This window comes from Kitasatospora sp. NPDC088548 (genome assembly GCF_044753005.1).
Classification (GTDB): Bacteria; Actinomycetota; Actinomycetes; order Streptomycetales; family Streptomycetaceae; genus Kitasatospora.
Window position 1 is genome coordinate 24432 of sequence record NZ_JBIVMI010000044.1, and the last position, 18430, is coordinate 42861.

Annotated in this window: 10 protein-coding genes and 1 tRNA gene; 3 read left to right on the forward strand and 8 right to left on the reverse strand. The window is 70.2% G+C overall.

Going from position 1 to position 18430, the window contains the following annotated elements:
- Positions 1-234: 234 nt before the first annotated feature.
- Both ACIP82_RS35665 and ACIP82_RS35670 read right to left on the reverse strand, forming a co-directional pair.
- Entirely contained in the window at positions 235-6447 is a 6213-nt protein-coding gene (locus ACIP82_RS35665; RefSeq protein ID WP_400659629.1) for a hypothetical protein, read from the reverse strand.
- A gap of 116 nt (positions 6448-6563) precedes the next feature.
- Positions 6564-8849 (reverse strand): hypothetical protein, encoded by a 2286-nt coding sequence (locus ACIP82_RS35670; protein ID WP_400659631.1) that lies wholly within the window; start codon positions 8847-8849, stop codon positions 6564-6566.
- 299 nt (positions 8850-9148) lie between these two features.
- Between ACIP82_RS35670 and ACIP82_RS35675 the strand changes: the two genes are divergently transcribed.
- On the forward strand, positions 9149-9580 hold the full coding sequence (locus ACIP82_RS35675) for a transposase (protein WP_400659634.1): 432 nt from the start codon (positions 9149-9151) through the stop codon (positions 9578-9580).
- Positions 9581-10128: 548 nt separating this feature from the next.
- Here ACIP82_RS35675 and ACIP82_RS35680 read toward each other — a convergent pair.
- The 6 genes from ACIP82_RS35680 to ACIP82_RS35705 form a co-directional block, all read right to left on the reverse strand.
- Positions 10129-10202: transfer RNA gene (locus ACIP82_RS35680), tRNA-Pro, on the reverse strand.
- A gap of 154 nt (positions 10203-10356) precedes the next feature.
- Entirely contained in the window at positions 10357-11646 is a 1290-nt protein-coding gene (locus ACIP82_RS35685) for an MFS transporter (protein WP_400659651.1), read from the reverse strand.
- Positions 11647-11904: 258 nt separating this feature from the next.
- Positions 11905-12696: a DUF1684 domain-containing protein gene (locus ACIP82_RS35690; protein ID WP_363614803.1), complete on the reverse strand. Its 792-nt coding sequence runs from the start codon at positions 12694-12696 to the stop codon at positions 11905-11907.
- 226 nt (positions 12697-12922) lie between these two features.
- Positions 12923-13783, reverse strand: coding sequence for an acyl-CoA thioesterase II (locus tag ACIP82_RS35695; protein WP_363614805.1), 861 nt, complete (start codon positions 13781-13783; stop codon positions 12923-12925).
- Positions 13784-14021: 238 nt separating this feature from the next.
- A complete protein-coding gene (locus ACIP82_RS35700) occupies positions 14022-14654 on the reverse strand; it encodes an alpha-ketoglutarate-dependent dioxygenase AlkB (protein WP_363614811.1) in 633 nt (210 codons plus the stop codon).
- A 324-nt stretch (positions 14655-14978) separates the two neighbouring features.
- Entirely contained in the window at positions 14979-15788 is an 810-nt protein-coding gene (locus tag ACIP82_RS35705) for a transglycosylase family protein (protein ID WP_400659639.1), read from the reverse strand.
- Positions 15789-16488: 700 nt separating this feature from the next.
- Between ACIP82_RS35705 and ACIP82_RS35710 the strand changes: the two genes are divergently transcribed.
- Together ACIP82_RS35710 and ACIP82_RS35715 are read left to right on the forward strand one after the other, a co-directional pair.
- A complete protein-coding gene (locus tag ACIP82_RS35710; RefSeq protein WP_400659642.1) occupies positions 16489-17355 on the forward strand; it encodes a hypothetical protein in 867 nt (288 codons plus the stop codon).
- 222 nt (positions 17356-17577) lie between these two features.
- Positions 17578-18288: a hypothetical protein gene (locus tag ACIP82_RS35715; RefSeq protein WP_400659645.1), complete on the forward strand. Its 711-nt coding sequence runs from the start codon at positions 17578-17580 to the stop codon at positions 18286-18288.
- Positions 18289-18430 lie beyond the last annotated feature (142 nt).

Here is an 18430-nt window from a genome sequence, read left to right on the forward strand (position 1 = left end):
GGCTCAGCGGTGAGCACGTGGATGCCGACGAACCTCTGCTGTCTCGCAAGCGACGATTGTCCCAGCGGTCATCGAGCGCGAAACTCTTAAGGCCGGTGTCCTCGCCGCCCCCGAGGGCCAAGTCGGAGGAGGCCCCGCCAGGACGGGGCCTCCTCGTCGCCGCCCTCGCCGACCGCTACGGTACGGAGTCGCCCCCGCCTGACCGCACGCCGTCTGGGCCAAGGGGAGGCTCCGCTATGGAATTGCCGGGGAGAAGCGCCCCCGCCTCGGGGTCAGCCCCTGGAGCGCCATGCACCTCCGGAGCAGCGGTTCCAGGCGCAACTGGCCTCCCTCGTGGTCGAACACCTGGAGGGCGTCAAGGCAGGTAATGATCCAGCGGGCCTCGTCCTCGTCCTCAATCCGGACGGCCACGGCGGTCACCGCGCTCTCCAGGTCGAACGAGTCCTCCGTGAATTCTTCGGCAAGAGACCGGTAGCCGGTCACGAGCAACGGATCCGCGTACACGCCGGTCGCCTCGGCAAAGGCGCGAGCTTCGGCCCGGTCCTCGCGCAGGCCGGCCAGTCTGTGCAGCACCGCATCCGGGTCGCCCACTTCGCCGTGGAGACGGTGGGCCCGGTCGACCAGGATCGGCCAGCCTCCGGTCAGTTCATGGAGACGGTCCAGGCGGTCCTCCGTATGGAACTTCTCGACCCGCTGGGCCCAGCCGCGTAGGCTGCGACGGTCGTGCCGACGCAGCACCACCGGAGCCGCCGAGGTGGCTTCGGTGCCCGTCAGCAGGGGACGCCACAGACCCAGCTGGGAAGGGTCTGTGACCACGACCACCGCGCGGGTCACCCCCGGTGTCACAGGCAACAGCGTATCGGCCAGGTCCACAGCCTGCCGGGGGGCCTCGGGTCGGGCGTCCGGGTACCGAGCGAAGTCACTGATGACTACACGTCGTTCACGCGGACGCCCACCCGTGAGTTCCTGCTTGTAGACACTGGGCCTGCCGACAGGCGGCAACGTCCAGTCGGCGATACGTCCGGCAACCGTACGAAGGGTGTCACCGACGTCGCCGACACCGGTCGCGGTGGTACCGAGGACGACCCTCGTCTGGTTGGCTCGCTCGCCGAGGAGGTCGTCAAGCTGGGTGATGGTTAGCGGGGCCGACCGGCCATCGGGCAACTCGGGACGCCCCTCCTGCACGATGCTCTCCTGGAGCTCGCAGTCCTGTTCGGCTCTGAGCAGACGGGCGTCCACCTCATGAGAGGTGCCGATCATGCGAAGGGCGTTCGGGCCCCTCAGATGCCAGCCCTGGCCATCGTGGTTGGGAGCGAGGATACCGAGGCCCACCATCTCGGAGAGATATGCGCGGAAGCCCTCGGTGTCGAGTTGTTCGAAACCCTTGCGCCAGAATGTCTCGCACTCTTCGCGCAGTTCGGCGTCACTCAGCCGCACTTCCAGACCGCGGTGGCGCGCGTGGTAGGCCAGCACGTTGGCGATCACGTCGTAGCGATGGTCGAGACTCAGGGTGTCCTTGAACGCCGCCGAGATGCCGTCCCTGAGGCCGGTGTCCGACTCCACGACCTCGATGTCGGCGATTTCTACCGCGTAGGGGGGTCCCTCGACCCCGCGCCTCGTCCGCTTGCGGTGCATCACCTCGACCAGCCGGTGACCGAACATCTGGAGCAGGAAAGGCTGGTAGGAGCAGTAGCCGAGTACCCGGTTGACGAGGTCTATGTCCTGGAACTCGAAACCGAGCGCCCGCATGGGGTCGACCAACAGTTCGGCGGCGGACTGGGGAGCGAGCGGGCCGATCACCTTCGGGGTCTGCGCGAGGTGACCGAACGGCCCGTTGCTGGCGAGCTTGGAGAACCGCTGCACGGAGTGCAAGCCTGCGAAGACGACCTTGGCGCGGTCCTTGGTGTCGGAGCCGAGGCCCTTGAGCTTCTTGGTCTGATCGAAGCGGGGAGCATCCGCCTCGAAGAACTGGTCGCACTCGTCGAGCAGGACCAGCAGCCGCCGACGGGAGTCCCCGTCGAGCCAGGCGCAGATGCCCGCGCGAACCCGTTCGGAGATGTCCTTCCCCGACTTACGGCTCGGCTGTCCGCCCAGCACTTCGGTCGTCCTGAGCTTCTGGTCGAGGACACTCCACAGCGCCTCCGGTCCCAACGAGCTGCCCTTACCGATGTTCTCCTGGTCGAGGTTGACGTACACCGCCAGCTGGTAGCCGGGGCGCTGCTCCTCGAACCGCTCCCCGGCGTCACTGAGCAGGGCGGACTTGCCAAGTCCCCGGCCGCCGAAGATGACCTGTGTGCCGCTCCGGTCGAGAACGCTCTTGCGCTCGACGTCGCGCCCGTAGAACATCTCTCGGCCGATCCGTCCGCGCTTCTCCCTGATGTAGGGGTTGACCCCCGAGAACGGCAGCAGGGTCTGCGTGGCCGTGCTGACCTGCCGGTTCCCCCGTGCCGCGAGATAGGCGAGGGCTGCGTCGTCAACGACCAGCATCGGCTGCAACCGGGCTGATCCGACAGCGAGTTCGGCACGGGCCTCACGGCCCAGCGTGCCGAAGTAGAGGACGAGGAGGCTCGCACCGCTCGTGTCGCCCTCCGCCAGACTCATCACGTACTTGGCGGACGGACGGCCCCAGACCATCAGCACACGCAGGTTGCCGCCCTGCTCCCGGATCTCCGAGCCGAACGCGGGCGCCTTCGCTCTACCGTTGATCTCCACTTCCGTCGCTTCGAACAGACGGTACTCGCGTCGCCGGTGGGACTTCTCGTCCAGCGGCTTGGCGCTCTTGGCCTCGTAGCCGAGGAGCTTGAGAGCTGGGAGCAGCTGCCGCCGGGCGGACACTTCAAGCCGGTCCTTCGGCTCGGTCGCACCCAGCTCCCGCCATTCCTCCACGGCGTCCGCCGCCAAGGCCGCCTCGTCGGTCGACAGCGCGCTGTAGTCCAGGATAGGGATGTTCGGGTGGGTTCCGCCGGATCGGATGAGGTCGACGAGGGCGTGGTCAATTCCCTTGGGCAGCCCGTCGGGCACCGCCGGAAAGAACTCGGTCAGGTGGGACTCGCCGCCGTCGATCTCTGGAACGTCCTCGCCGATCTCCAGGAAGTAGACCAGGTCCGCGGCCGTGGCCAGGCCACCGGTGTCCAGGTGCCGCAGGACCTGTGAGCGCAACTCCTCTGTGGGATCCAGGACGTCGAGCCGGGCTCGGATCCGGTCGGCCGCCTGCTGCCGGAAGGTGGGCAAGTCGTCCCGCACGGTGTCGAGCGCCCGTCGTACGTCGACCAGGCCGTGCACGTCGATGTCGTCAAGCCGGCCCCTGGCGTCGGCAAGGAGTTCTTGGAGACGCAGGTCCTGGTCGTCGGTGATGGCACTGTCGGCCTGTGCCCGGTGCAGTTCCGCAACGAGGTCGTCGTGTTCGCCGTGCAGTTTCGTGCGCCGGGCGGCTGCCAAGGCCTCGATCTCGGCCACCGCTGGTGGGGTGAACTCCCCGGGCTGTGCGCCGGGCAGCAGCCCTCGTCCCGCCAGGTCGACGAGGGTACGAGCTGCGGCGAAGGCATCGTGTGCGAGCCGCTCGGCGAGAGCGTCCTGCCAGCTCCGGTCGACGGCGGTGAGCAGCTTGCCGAGCGCCGGACGCTGGCCACGGCGGTCGCATACCTTCAGAAGTTCCGCGTCCAGCACGAGTTCGGGATCCACGGGGCTTCCGGGACGCGTGGTCACGGTGCCACTTTCCAGCAGGGCAAACAGCTCCTCCATGGAAGCGAGTGCCGCCCAGGCAGTAGCGGCCTTGACAGCGCCGTAGCTCCGAGTCAACTGCTCCAGTTCGCCCAGTGCCGCCTCCCGGCCGTTCAGCAGGGAACGACGCAGGGATGAGATCTCCTTGACCGCGCGGTTGCTGTCGGAGCGATCACCACGACGGATGGTGTCGACCGCCAGGCACCACTCCTTGGCCAGGCCGACGGTTCGTTCCACGAGATGCACCAAGTCTTGCCGCCCGGAGCCCTGGAGCGGCTTGCCACTGGACGCGCGGTGCTTGCGGTCCATTCGGTCGATCTCGTTGTTCACCTCGGGCAGCTTCGACAGGCGTTCGGCCTGCTCGCGTACCTGGGCCGCCCCGTCACGGTGGTCGCGGACCACGGTGGTGAGCATCGATCCGAGGAGGCCATCGTCGGACAGCCAACGCTTGGCGATCTCCGTCGCCCGCACGAACCGAAGCCGCGGTGGCACCAGCAGAACACGACACTGCTCCAGTAACTCCCGCAACCGCACCTCCGCCCCGGAGACATCGGCGCTGACCGTCAGCGGCGAGGCCGTCATCAGGGCACCGCTGAGGGTACGGTCGGCCACCGCGGTCGCCGCCTCCGCCAACCGTTCCGGCAGCCGGGGTGCCAAGGCCTTCAACTGGGCACCCGCCAGGTGGTCCCCGGTGATCAGCGCCGTACGTAGCAGGGCGGGCAGCAGAAGGAGCTCGCTGCCTTCCATGTCTCGGCCTTCGTATCCGCTGTACTGCCGGAGCAGGTCCGCGGTCAGCCGGGCTCGCTGGCTGTCACCCGACGTCAGCAGTGCGGCGGCACCGGCCAGACGAAGCGCCACCACCTGCGCCTCGGCGTGACCGGCTGCCTTCGCGACATGGTGGGCGAGCCCGAAGCGTCGCTCCACGACCAGCCTCGTCAGTGCCTGCTCCGTCGCGACCGCGCCGAGGTTCTCCTTGGTGGTGACCGGGGCGATATCCTTCGGAGCCGGCTCTGCGGACTGAGCGTCTTCGTCGTACGCCCCGGTGGACACCGACGCGGACACAGGGGCTAGCGCTGCCGGGAGGCCCGCCGTCAGATCCGTAGTCGCTGCCACCGTCCCGTCCGTGGATGCCATGGCCTGGGGCTCGTCAGTGTCGGGCAGACCGGCCACCGGTTTCGGGGCGGGAGCTTCCGGCACGGTTACGGCGTGAGGCTGGGATCCCTCGGGGGTGCGGCCACCGGGCTTGACCGTGAGGCCATCGTCCGGCTCCTTGGCGACCTGCTCCCCCTGCCCGGCGGTCATGTCGGCGGCAGCTGGCTCGTCGGCCGCTCCGACATCGCCTTCAGCAGCCTTCACGTCCGCCTGGATCTCCACCTTGGCCCCGACTTCAGCCGATTCCGCGAAGGCTTCCTCCGGCTGCGCCAGTACCAGCTCATGGGCCATGACCACCGCCATGGCACAGGTGGGCAGTAGCCGCACCATCTGATCCTGCAGAGCCAGAATCTCCGCCGCTGCATACAGCTGCCGCCCGTCGCGGATCAGCCGCGCGAGATCGGCGAGCGTGGCACCTTCCTGCCGTTGGGTCTGCTCCCATACGGCTGTGTCCAGCAGCCGGCGGGTCGCTCCTCGCACGGCCTCGGCAGCGGATGCGGCGGGGCTGTCCGGTCGGCATGCGACGTCCAGCAGTTCCCGCAGCGTCTCCCGTACCTGGCGGTCATGGTCGTGTACCGTCCGGTACTCACGTGCGGCTTGCGTCATGTTCTCCAGTCGGCGGGGCACCCCGTTCATCCCCGCCGCACGGAACACCGCGTCGGCCGTGTCGAAGACGGCGCCGAGCGCGCCCAGTGCGGCCAGGTCCTCGTCATGCGGAGGGCGCCCGTCGGCCACCGTACCGGTCACGTTCTCCGCGGCCTGCCGGGCCAGTGCGAGAGCCGACTCCAGTTGTCGGCAGACTCCCTCCGGCTCCGTCTCCTGGTGGGCACGAGCCTCTTCGGACGCGGCCGACAGCACCTCGTGTGGCGCGCTGGAGTCCGACACAACGTCCTCGGAAGCTCGGGCCGTCCCATCCGACCCGTGGGTGACGGCAACCGCTTCGCCGTCTCCGTCACCCGCAGACAACCGCTCGCGGCCTTCTCGTATGCCCTTGAGGTCCGGGTACGCCGCTACTACGGAGCGGGCCTCGTCAGCCACGGAGGCCAGCCGTAGGGACTCCTCTTCGTCGGCCGTCTCGGTGAACCAGTCCTGGCCGGCCGCCCAGGCGAGCACGTAGGCATCGGTGACGGAAGCGTTGCACCAGGCAAACACCGTGGCCCGAACCAGCGTGCCGCCCCATCGGGAGACGGGGTCGGAGACGGTCGTGTCGTCCTGGGCGAAAACGGCCTCGGCGATCTGGTTCACCACAGTGGGCGTGAGGTCCCTGATGCCGCAGGTGCAGGCGTGCTGCCGAACATCGCGCCGTAACCGGGAGAGGACGTCCTGACACAGGGCCCTACCCACCCGCCGCGGGGCCGCCATGCGGATACCCAGGTTGCCGAGCAACCGCTGCCGCTCCCTGGGCGCCAGTGAGTTGAAGGCGAGTTCCACCATGTCGACCGTGAACCCGCTCATGGTGGCGTCGACCGGGTGCTTCAAAGCGTTGAGGGCGGTGGCCAGACCTTCGAGGTCCTCGGCCGAGGCGACCGGCGGGGACAACGGCGGCCCCGTGATGACGCGGTAGCGGTCGTGCATGTACGCCTACTCCGTTTCTGCGGCTGATTCTGCGGGATCGGCTCGCTCGACGCCGAGGAGCCGGGAAAGTGGGGACAGGACGGCGGAAGGAGAGATTGGCGGCATGGATTCACGGATCAGCGGCCGCGAGTGTGCTCAGTTACGAACGTGTAGCCGAAGGGCAGTTCCCAGCCGTCCGCCTTACCAAGCCGGCGGCAGTGGTCGCGGAAGGCAGCTCGCTGCGCTTCGCTGGGGAAGCAACCTGGCCGAAGGCGCCGAAGGTGACCTGCAACGAGCTTGGAGGTGAGCAGCCCCACGCTCTCCAGGTCCGCGCCGCCCCAGGGGCGTATGACCCGTCGTGGTACGGGGCGGTAGCCGATGAGCGGGATGGTCGGCTGCCCGTCGCGCGCCGGGTAGTGGGGTTGGCCCCCGCCATCCCGGCTGCCAAGGGCCGGCTCCAGAAGTCGTTCCCCGATCAGCTCCGCGACCGCCGACTCCAGAGCGGCGGTCTGGGAGCGCGCCGGCCGACGTCCGTAGGTCGCACTCGGCAGAACCGAGCGGTCCAACAGGGCATGACCGTCCGGGGTGAGCAGCCCGCAGCGGCGCACGGTGCGCATCACCAGCTGCCGGGGGCCGAGGCCGGCCGCGCTGTCCCCATGGCGATCGCTGCCCGGAGCATCCTCTCTGGTGAGCACGCGGGGGTCGTAGCGGTGCCCGATCACTCGGTCGCTGACGTACAACGGCTCCGGGAGCTGGGTCGTGGCCAAGCGGACCACTGTTTGACCGCGGAGCCAGAGCAACTCAAGCATCAGACCGGGGAAGAAGTCGCGGGGCCAGTGGATGCCCGTCAAGCGACCGGGTTCGGCGCCGAGTTCGGCGGTGACATCCTGAGCCGCCTCGCTTTCGAGCAGTATCCGCCCGGCGTGACCAAGTTCGAGGTGAGATGTGAGACGTGAGCCGTGGGATGAGCGGAGTTCGCGTGCGACATGCGGGGGCAGGGGGAACCAGCCGCCCATGAGATGGGCCAGTCGCAGGGGCGACCGCCAGGCGATCCCTGTGTCGTTCCGCAGAAGTTCACCGGCGCCGAGTAAGGCATCGTCGGCGAGGGGTGGATCGACCGGATCGACGTCCGCTTCCGTGTCCATCCCTGCTTCCGGATCCGGCGACTCAGGAAGAGTCGATGCCCAACCACGTCCTGCCGGGGCCAAGGGGTCGCCGGGCGCTCCGGCGCCACCAGGATAGTGAGACCGCCAGACCCCCCCGCTCTCGAAGGCGTCGTCGTGCGTGATCAGGGAGCCGTTCTCGAACAGGCCCTCGTTACTGTCCCCTCGGACAACGTCGGCGATCGTCAGGTTCGCCCGGCAGACCGCCGCGGCGTATCCCACTCCCCTGAGCAGTTCCGTAGCACCGGGGAACTGGCGAAGCCGCGGTCCGACCGCCGTGTACACGGTGGTCGGGGCGACAAGGCCATGGCGCCGCCGCCTCGTCGGGGTGGCTGCATGCTCCACCGCAGCTGCAAAGGACCTGAGGTCGCCGCCACCCAGCGGGCCTGTATCTCCCCAGCACTGCGCGAGGGAGGCCCGGGTCATGGCGTAGTGGCCCCATGTGCGCAGCGCAGCGCTGGAGCCGAGGACGCCCCGTACGGTGTCGAGCAGACCGAGCAAGCCCGCTCGGAGTTCGTCATCACTTGTGCTGCCGATGAGTTCGGCCAGCGATACGGGCACGAAGGGACTGAGCAGCTGATCCCGTGCCGTAGTCAGGAGATGGTCCGTATAGGCCGTCAGGTCGTCGCACCGGGCCGCTTCCGGGGACGGGTAGGAGACATCGACGACGACATGTCCGTCCTCGTTGATCCAGCGCCGTCGTGTACGTAAGCGGTGGAGCTGGGCCGGCGAAAGGCTCAGGGCCGGGCCAAAGGCATGGAGGTCCGGGACCAGAAGTTCTCTTCGGCGAAGAGCCGCGCCAGTCGCCGTCCGGCCTGGGCCCACTGCACCAACAGGTGCCCCCGACACCCAAGCTGGTACATCCCCGAGAGCCCCCACTTCCGGGTGTGCTCCCTCGCGGTGGACGATCTCTGCGTAGATCGGATCCGACCCTGTGGCCACGCACACCATGGCGCCGACAGGAAGCGGCGGAGCCCACTCCCCGAAGGTGATCACAGGGAAGTCGTCGAGCCGCAGGGGACTGCCACCATAACCATCACCTCCGAGGTTGTACCCGAAGTACGCAGCGTTTAAGGCAACGGCAGTGTGCACTGGTGCCCTTCGGGCGGCGACCACTGCTTCGAGATAGCGCAGCAGCAGATCCCGTTCCTTGCCGGGGGTCGCGTCGTAGCCTTTCGTCATGGCGGGGGTCAGCAGGTCCTGTTCCCCGTACGGATCGGGCACCCCCGGATGCCTGTGGTCGCCGCCCATCGCTGACATATACAGATCCCCACCCATGGCACTTCCGCCACATCACAGGCCACCCGGCCCGCTGGCGGTAATTCCGGCAGACTACGCCGAAGTGTCGGGTCCCTGTGGCAGCTTCCTCACTTTGTAATCGTCAAATATCCAGATACGCCCAACTTGCACGATCGTTTACGCCTGTCATGGTCCGTCCACCAAGGAGCAGAGTGCTGCTGGTCGGCCGCTGGACCGGACGCGCCAGTATCCTCGACCCCTACTAGCCCTACCTCCGGCAGCGCAGCTTCCCCGGTCAGGAGCAGATCGTCCGCGTCTATGTGCGCCTGCTGAGGGAGGCGTTCCGCTACCAGGACCCGCCCCAACGCAAGCCCTTTGTCAGGGACGTGACCAGCTGGATCACCCGCCGCCCCGACCGCCTCCGCAACGAGGACGCCCAGCAGCTCAATGGGGTCCTCGCCCGCGCCCCGGCGCTGGCCACCACGGCCGAGCACGTCAGGGCCTTCACCGGGCGGATGAACGACTGCCGCGGACGAGAGCTCAAGGACTGGATCGCGCGCGTCCAGAACGACCAGGTCCCGGCCCTTCGAAGCTTCGCAAACGGCCTCCTGCAGGACCTCGATGCGGTCGTCGCCAGCCTCACCCAGCGCTATAGCTCCGGCGCAGTCGAGGCCACAACAACAAACTCAAAATGCTCAAGCGCCAGATGTTCGGCCGCGCCGGCTTCGAGTTCCTGGGCTGCACCAGGCTGAAGGACTGTCGGCCCGGGCCGTGGTCCGGCAGTTGGGGATCCCAACGTCCGCCGAAGGGCTCGGCGGTGGACTCGGTCGAAACCCGCGAACTGGGAGCTGCTGAAGCAGACCCCCTGCTTCGGCTGCCGCCGAAGGAGGTACGGCAACGGCCTGACACCGGGACCAGGAGCGGCCGCACACCGAGCCGCGCGACAAATTGAGATGCGGCCACCTCAGCATCTCCTGGTTCATCCGCCGCTGGAACAGCCGCAGGACCTGTTCGGGCTCACTTGATCGGCGCCGGAGATCGTCAAGTGCCAACGCGTCAGACCGAGGCCGCAATGACGGCGAGCAACCATCGAGACCATAGTTGCGACCGACAGAGCAGACAAAAGGGAAGGAACGATGCAGATACTCACCAGTCCGCGACGCCAAGCGGTCTTCGCCCCAGGTATCGAACCGTGAAACCGTGAGACGAATGTGAGAGACAGGCCCCAGAACGCACCAGAGGCCGCTTCCTCGCGAAGGAGAAAACGGCCTCTGACCTGCGACAATGGAGCGAACTCCAGTCGGGACGACAGGATTTGAACCTGCGACCCCTTGACCCCCAGTCAAGTGCGCTACCAAGCTGCGCCACGTCCCGTGGTCTCGGCGCCTTGCAGCGGGGCCTGGGGGGCTCTGCTGTGGGGCTTCTCGACCTTGTCTCCGGTTCCCGGCGACGTGGAAAACAATACAGCACGGCGGGGGGTGCTCGCTGCCAGGTTTGCGGGTGGCGGGGGGTGGGGTGGGTCGTGGGGTCAGGGGGTGGGGTGGCGGGCGTCGTAGGCGAGGAAGGCGGGGCGGCGGGCGGCGAGGAGGAGGACGGCTGCGACGCAGGCGAGGCCGCCGCTGATGACGGAGGTGGCGGGGCTGGTGAGGGAGGCCACGGCGCCGGACTCGAAGTCGCCGAGTCGGGGGCCCCCGGCGACGATGACGATGAAGATGCCCTGGAGGCGGCCGCGCATCTCGTCGGGGGCGGCGACCTGCATCATCGTGTTGCGGAAGATCATGCTGACGGTGTCGGCGCAGCCGGCGACGGCGAGCAGGAGGAGGCCGAGCCAGAGGTTGCGGACCAGGCCGAAGGCGGCGATGGCGAGGCCCCAGGCGACGACGGAGACGAGGATGGCGACGCCCTGGCGGTTGACCCGGCCGACCCAGCCGGAGAAGAGGGCGCCGATCAGGGCGCCGACCGCAGGCGCGGAGACGAGGAGGCCGACGGTGCGGGCGTCGCCGCCGTAGAAGGTGACCGCGATGGCGGGGAAGAGGGCGCGCGGCATGCCGAAGACCATCGCGGCCAGGTCGGCGAGGAAGCTGGTGCGCATGTTGGGCTGTTCGCGCAGGAAGCGCAGGCCGTCGAGGACGGAGGCCCGGCCCTTGCGGTCGCCGAGCGGGAGCATGGCGGGCAGGCGCCACATCGCGTAGATGGTCGCCGCGAAGGCGACGGTGTCGACCAGGTAGGCCGCCTGGGCGCCGTAGGCGCCGATGAGGACGCCGCCGAGCATGGGGCCGACGGTGAGGCCGAGGTTCATGCTGACGGTGTTCAGGGCGTTCGCGGCGGGGAGCTGGTGGCTCGGGACGAGGCGCGGGATCATCGCCGAACGGGCGGGCGAGCTGAGCGCGAAGAAGCCGGCCTGGACGGCGACGGCGGCGTACAGGACGGCGACCTGACCGAGGCCGGCCAGCGACTGGGCGGCCAGGAGGGCGGAGACGGCGGCGAGGCCGACCGAGCCGATGAGCCCGAGGCGGCGGCGGTCGACGCTGTCGGCGATCGCGCCGCCGTAGAGGCCGAAGGCGATCAGCGGGAAGAGGGAGAAGAGGCCGACCAGACCGGTGGCGAAGCTGGAGCCGGTCAGATCGTAGACCTGGACGGCGACGGCGACGGCCGTCATCTGCTGGCCGATCGACGAGACCGCCTGACCGAACCAGACCCGCCGGTAGTCGGCGTTCTCGCGGAGCGGGCTGAGGTCGGCGAAGGCCCGCCGGTACCAGGGAGCGGGTGGGGCGGGGCTGGCAGAGGCCGACGCGGGAGGCGCCGACGCAGGAGGGATCGGAGGAGTGGCCGAGGGCGAATTGGCAGGATGATTGGTCGACACAGCCACCCATGTTCGACCCGTCCGCCGACGCCCCGCCCACCGGGGTACCCACCAGTCGGCTCCCGGCCCGCGCGGGCACCCCGCCCAGCGGAAAACTCCGGGGAAACCCGCTGGAAAGCGCCGGAAGCCCACCGCCGCCCACCGGGCCGGTGGGCGGCGCGAATCCACGGAAGCGGACCTACGGAAGCGGACCTACGAAAGCTGACCCGCGGACTACCGCGTCAGGACGTGCTTCTCCCCCGCCTCGACCGCGAAGTCCAGGCGGTTGCCGGGCGGCGGGAAGGGGCAGATGAAGTGGTCGGCGAAGGCGCACGGCGGCAGGTAGGCCCGGTTGAGGTCGAGCACCGTGCGGCCGTCGGCATCGGGGGCGGGGAGGGTGATGAAGCGGAAGCGGTAGGTGTCCGTGCCGCTGGTCGCGTCCGCGATGACACCGCTGAGCCCGCCGCCGGAACCACTCACCGTCAGGGTGCGGTGCTCCCCCGCGACGGTGAACGCGATCTGGCCGACGACAGCCAGCGGCCGCTCCTTGCCGTCCGCGTTGGGGACGAGGACGGCCTGCCCACCGTCGCCCTCGAACGGCGTGAAGACCGCCGGGACGGCCCACTCCGGGGAGTAGGGGTACGCGGAGATCCCTGCGAAGGACACCCGGCGCGGGGCGGCCGGGTCGAAGACGCGCAGGGCCAGCTCGCCCTCGCGCTCGATCGGCACGAGCCGCAGCTCGCCCAGGGAGGCGGTGTCGCCGGCCGGGTCGGTGTCCGGACGGAGCAGCGCCTCACCGTCGACGGGAGCCGACGCTCCCGCGACCGTGATGCCGTCACCCGCCTCGGCCCGCACCCGGACGCCCTCGGCATCGGCCCACCAGCGGCCGGGCAGGCCGGGTATCCCGGCGGGCTCGGGCTCCAGCCAGTGCGTGCCGGTCAGCGCCAGCTGCCCGTGCGGCGCGCTCACCGACGCCGCTCGGCTGTCGCTCCAGTGCTTCCATTCCTCCGCGGCTGTCGCCGTCATCGAAACGCCCTCCCACTTCCGGTCCGTGACCCGCCCGGGCCATCCCTTGTCCGTCACCAGCATCAAGTCCGTCAACAGCATCAACGCCGACACCCGGGGTGGATCATTCCCGCATCCGGAACCCCGTGGAGCCGGACCGGCCGACGCCGGGCAGCCCCCACGGCCACCACCCCGGCCCGACCGGCCTTCGACCGGCCCGGACAGCCCCCCGACCGACCCTGCGGTGTCAGCCCTTCAGCGGCCGGAACAGCCCCTCCTGCACCACCGACACCACCAGCTGCCCGCGGCGGTCGAAGATCTGCCCGCGCGCCAGACCGCGGGCGCCGCGGGCTATCGGGGACTCCTGCTGGTAGAGCAGCCAGTCGTCCGTCCGGAACGGCTGGTGGAACCACATCGCGTGGTCGAGCGAGGCCATGTCGAAGTGCCGCGTGCCCCAGAGCGGCTCGACGGGGGCCCGGACCGCGTCCAGCAGCGTCATGTCGCTCGCGTAGGTGAGGGCGCAGACGTGGATCAGCGGGTCGTCGGGCAGGGAACCGTTGGTCCGCAGCCAGACCCCGCTGCGGGCCTCGACACCGGCCAGCTCCTCCTTCGTCCAGCGCAGCCGGTCGACGTACCGGATGTCGAAGGGCTGCCGGCGGCTGATGAACGGGGGCAGCTCGCCGAGCCGCGAGCCGACCTCGTCCAGCGCGCTGGGCAGGCTCTCGGGGGCCGGCACGGCGGGCATCGGGTACTGGTGCTCGATGCCGCCCTGCTCGGGGAGGTGGAAGTCGGCGGTGAGGGCGAAGATCGAACGGCCGCCCTGGATGGCGAGCACCCGGCGGGTGGTGAAGGAGCGGCCGTCGCGCAGCCGGTCGACCTGGTAGACGATCGGCACGCCGGGCACACCGGGGCGCAGGAAGTAGGCGTGCAGGGAGTGGACGGGGCGGTCGCCGTCCACCGTGCGCCCCGCCGCGACCAGCGCCTGGCCGGCCACCTGGCCACCGAACGTGCGCTGGAGCGCCTCCTCGGGGCTGCGCCCGCGGAAGATGTTCAGTTCGATCTGCTCAAGGTCCAGCAGTTCGACGAGTTCGTCGACGGGGGTACCCATGCGTGCGTTCCTCTCCGGACACCCGGCCCGGACGGAGATCTTCCGTCCGGCTGCCGGCGCCCGTTCTATCGAATTCTCCAGCCCAGTCGAATTCTCCGGAGGGCCCGGGAATTCCCGCACACCGGAGCGCCCTCGACGGATTCACTCGAACGAGGTTCGAGCACTCGAGCACTCAAGCACTCGAACACTCGAGACTCAAGGATTCGGGGTCGGGCTCCGGAGCCCCGGACGGCTCCAGCTAGTCGAACAGACCGGACTGACGGATGGTGATGTTGAGCCGCCCGGTGAGACCGAGCGCCGGATCCGCCGTGCCCGGCAGCGTGCGGACCACGCCGTGGTAGGCGTAGCGGGCCGGACCGCCGAAGACCAGCAGGTCGCCGCTGTGCAGTTCCAGGTCGGTCCACGGGCGGGTGCGGGTCCGGGTGTTGCCGAGCCGGAAGACACAGGTGTCACCGAGTGACAGCGAGACGACCGGCGCGTCGGCCCGCTCGTCGCGGTCCTGGTGGAGACCCATCTTCGCGCCGTGCGGGTAGTGGTTGACGATGGCGATGTCCGGTTCGTACGCCCCGGCACCCGCGATACCCGCGACGCCCGAAACGTGCTCGCCCTCCCCGCCGTACGCGTCGGCGACCGCCCGGTGCGCGAGGTGGCCGAGTTCGGGTGGGAACGCCTTGACGGGCGTACCGTCGGCGGCGGTGCGGCGATACCCATAGGGGTACCAGTGCCAGCCCAGGCTCACCATCCGCACGGACATCACGCCGCCGGTCGGCATCCGGACGGTGTGCATCCCGGCCGGCGGGCGGGCCCACTCCCGGCAGGCGGCGACCAGCCGGAGCTGGGCGTCGGCGTCGAGCCATCCGGGGAGGAGCACGGCGCCGGGCGCGGGCTCGGACCGCCCTCGCGCGGAAGGCTCGCCGGAGGCCGCTCCGGAAGCACCACCGGAAGCACCGCCGGAAGCCGCACCGAACAGCTCGCCGGAGAGCTCGCCGAAGAGTTCACCCTGGGACACACCACCATCCTCGCGCACCGGTGAAACCGGGGCACCTGCCCCTCCCCGGTACGGGACGCGACCCGGAACCCGGCCCCGGACACGGCCGGGAACGCCGACCGCCGCTCCCCCGCACAGCGGAGAAGCGGCCGTCGGAACAACGCGGACCGAGGACGGCGCCTACGGAACCACGACGCGCGCCGGAGATCAGACGGTGAGGGTCTGGCCCGGGAGGATGAGGTCGGGGTTGCCGCCGATGACCTTGGCGTTGTCGTTGTACAGGGCGTGCCAGTCGACGCCCTTGGCGGCGGCGATCGAGCTCAGGGTGTCGCCCGCCTTGACGGTGTAGGTGCCACCGGTGACCGGCTTGGCGTTGTTCGAGGCCCGGCCCTTGCCCGCCTGGGCGGACTTCGCGGCGTTGTCGGACTTCCACGACTGGGCGGAGTCGGCGGCCTTCGGCGCGGCGGCGGCCTTGGGAGCCTCGGTGGCCTTGGGAGCGGCGGCCTTGGGAGCCTCGGTGGCCTTCGGGGCCTGCGCGGGCTTCGGCGCCGGGGTGGTGGCCGGGGCGGCCGGCTTCGCGGCGGTCGAGCCGGCCGAGGTGTCGACGGCGGCCGGGGCGCCGCCCTTGGTCAGGCCGGCCTTGACGGAGCAGACGGGCCAGGCGCCCGGACCCTGCGAGGCGAGGACCTTCTCCGCGACCGAGATCTGCTGCGCCTTGGTGGCCAGGTGGGCCTGCGAGGCGTACGCGGTGCCACCGAAGGCGGCCCAGGTGCTGGAGGTGAACTGCAGACCGCCGTAGAAGCCGTTGCCGGTGTTGATGGCCCAGTTGCCACCGCTCTCGCACTGGGCGACCTTGTCCCAGGTGGAGACGGACGCGGCGGAGGCCGAGGTGGCCGTGACGAGGCCGGCCACCGGCAGGGCCGCGACAGCGGCGCCCGCCACCACGGCCATCCGAACACGGTTGCGCTTGGTGACGGTGGAGGGGGTGGCAGCGGCGGTCTCGTTACGGAAGGTCATGAGGTTCCTCTCGACAGCCCCGGGCGGGCATGCGGAACCAGACCCTCGAAGGGGCCGATTTCGCTCACCGCGTCCGCCGGGCGGCCGGGCACGTGTCGGACGTGCCGCGCCGCCCCTGGCCACCCGCCACACACCGGGGACCTGTTCGAGCGGTCACATCGGCGGGCACTGCCGACGCCGGGCTGAGCCGGCGGGCTGTGCGTCGGGGGTGAACCCGGGTGGTGCTCGTTGCACCGCCAAAGAAGCTACGAGCCGGTAGTCACGGAAACCAAACACTCAACGGTCTGCCCAGCTCAGCCATGGGTTACCCGCGGTAACGACCATGCAATGGTGACCCAAATGTCCGATTTGGCCGCTGTTTCCTAGATCAAACATCGCCATGACGTGTCTCACCCCACATTTCCATTCCGGCACTCCCACCATCGACATCGACACATTGCGAGCAGGCGACCACGCGGCGCGGTCGAATCCCGGGCAATTCCCGTCACCCTCACCGGCCACCCGTGACCCCTGACACAGGGGTCCGTTGGTAATGGCGGCCGGAGGCACCCCTTCGTCCACCCCCAGGCCGGCCCCACCGGCACCCCTCACTCCGCCCAGCCCCACCCCGCCCCACACCCGCCCCACCGCACACCCCACCGCACACCCCACGCCCGCTCACGACGTACCCGACAGCCCGACAGCCCACAGAGGAGTCCCAGTGCCGCGCATGCTCAACGTCAGCGACGAGGTCCGATCCGAGATCGGCGACGACGAGGCCGACCGCCTACTCGGCGGCGCCCACGCCCCCGACAGCTACGAGTGCACCTCCTGCCGCACCCCCGGCGACTCGTTCCAGGAGCCCACCAGCACCGTGCTGTTCGTGGGCGAGGAGACGGCGGTGCTCGCCTTCGCCCACGCCCGCTGCATCCCCTCGCAGGTGGTGCCGGTCTCCGAGGAGCAGCTGGTCGGCGCGGTGCGCAGCATCAGTCAGGCCCAGGCCGACGCACCCGCGGCAGCCCCGGCGGCCCCCTCCGCCTCGATTCCGGCCCCCGCCGCACCCGCCCCGGCCCCCGCCGCCCCGGCCCCCACCCCCACCACGCCCAGCGCGGCGGGCCAGGCCGCCGTCCTGGGCATCACCTGCGGGCTGATCCTGCACGGCGACGCCGGCCACGCCTCGTTGGTGGTCGAGCCGACCGGGCCGGTCGGCCGGCCGGGCAACACCTCGGGCACGGACGAGTTCCTGGACCTCCTCCAGGACGCTGGCTTCCAGCTCGTCACCGATCTCGACAAGACACCGGACCAACTGCCCGGCTGGTCCGTGCTGGTGGCGATGGGCAAGCTGCACGCGATTCTCCAGCCCGCTGCCGCCGGCGGCAGCACCGGCTGGTGGCAGGCGCACCAGCCGCTCCAGGTCACCGACGCATGGCGGTTCGCGGCGAACCAGCTCGCCGAGGTGACGATGTACGCCGTTCCGGCGGGCATGGTCGGCCGTCAGCCCCGCGAGGACCTGCTCCGCCAGGCGCTCGAACGCGCCGTGGCGCTGGGCCAGGTGGTCGCCGCCTCGCTCCCGCTCGCCGGCACCTGAGCCGTCCCCTTCGCCGCCCCGCATGCCGGGGTGCCGCGCGCCGACGGCGCGAACGCCGCGGCACCCCGCGTCTCCGCACCGCCCCAGGCGCCCTGACCGCGCTCCCGGGGCGGTGCAACCCCGCATCCCCTGCCGCTCTCACTCGTTGGCCCCTACGTGTACAGCTACGACGTCCCCGCATCCCACCGCCGGTCCCCCAGTGCTCCCCGCGCGATCCCGGGCATGCGCCCGTCGTACGACGCGGAGCACCCGCACTCGGCGACACCGATCTACGACGAGCTGTACTCCGAGTACCGGCGTCTGTTCCGGGCGCTGCCGGGCGACCGCTCCGGCGAGGAGAACCTGAAGTTCGCCGGCTTCGCGGTCCGGGACGGCTACCCGGTACTCGCCGACCCTCGCCCGTACCCGCCGCAGCACCAGGCGTTCCACACCTACGCCGGGCAGGCCGCCGGCATTCCCCAGTTCATGCCGAGCCAGCAGAACGGCTCCGGGGCGGCCGGCCACACCCACCACGGCGGCCAGGGCGACCCGGTCGGCGGACACGGTCCCCTTGGCGCCCCCGGCGACCCCACCGGCGACAGCGGCGGCCACACCGCCCCGACCGGCCATCCCAACCACGCCAACCAGGGCGGTCGCGCCGATCACAACAACCGGCACACCCCGAACGGCCACCAGGACGCACCCGCCGCCCAGCCCGCCTCCCACTTCACCAACGGCCAGGGCTGGGTGGCCGCCGGCTACCTCGGGCCGGTCCCGCACCCGATGCCCGCGCCGCCGCCGGCGCCCGCACCGGCCCTCGGTCCCGGCACCGACAACGGCACCACCACTCTCGGAGAGAACACCGCCCCCCAGACCACCACCCGCCAGAGCACCGGCGGACGGCACCGCAACCTGCTCTCCCTCCCCCCGGGCCGCGGCAGCGACCAGCACTGACCCCCGCCCCTCCCTCCACCCCCGCACGCACAAGGGCCCCGCCACCGCTTGGGTTCTAACGGTCCTCGCAACACCCGCGATCTGTGGGAGTTGCGAGGGCCGTGGCTGTTGGACGCGATGATCTTTCGGGTTTGAGGGAGCG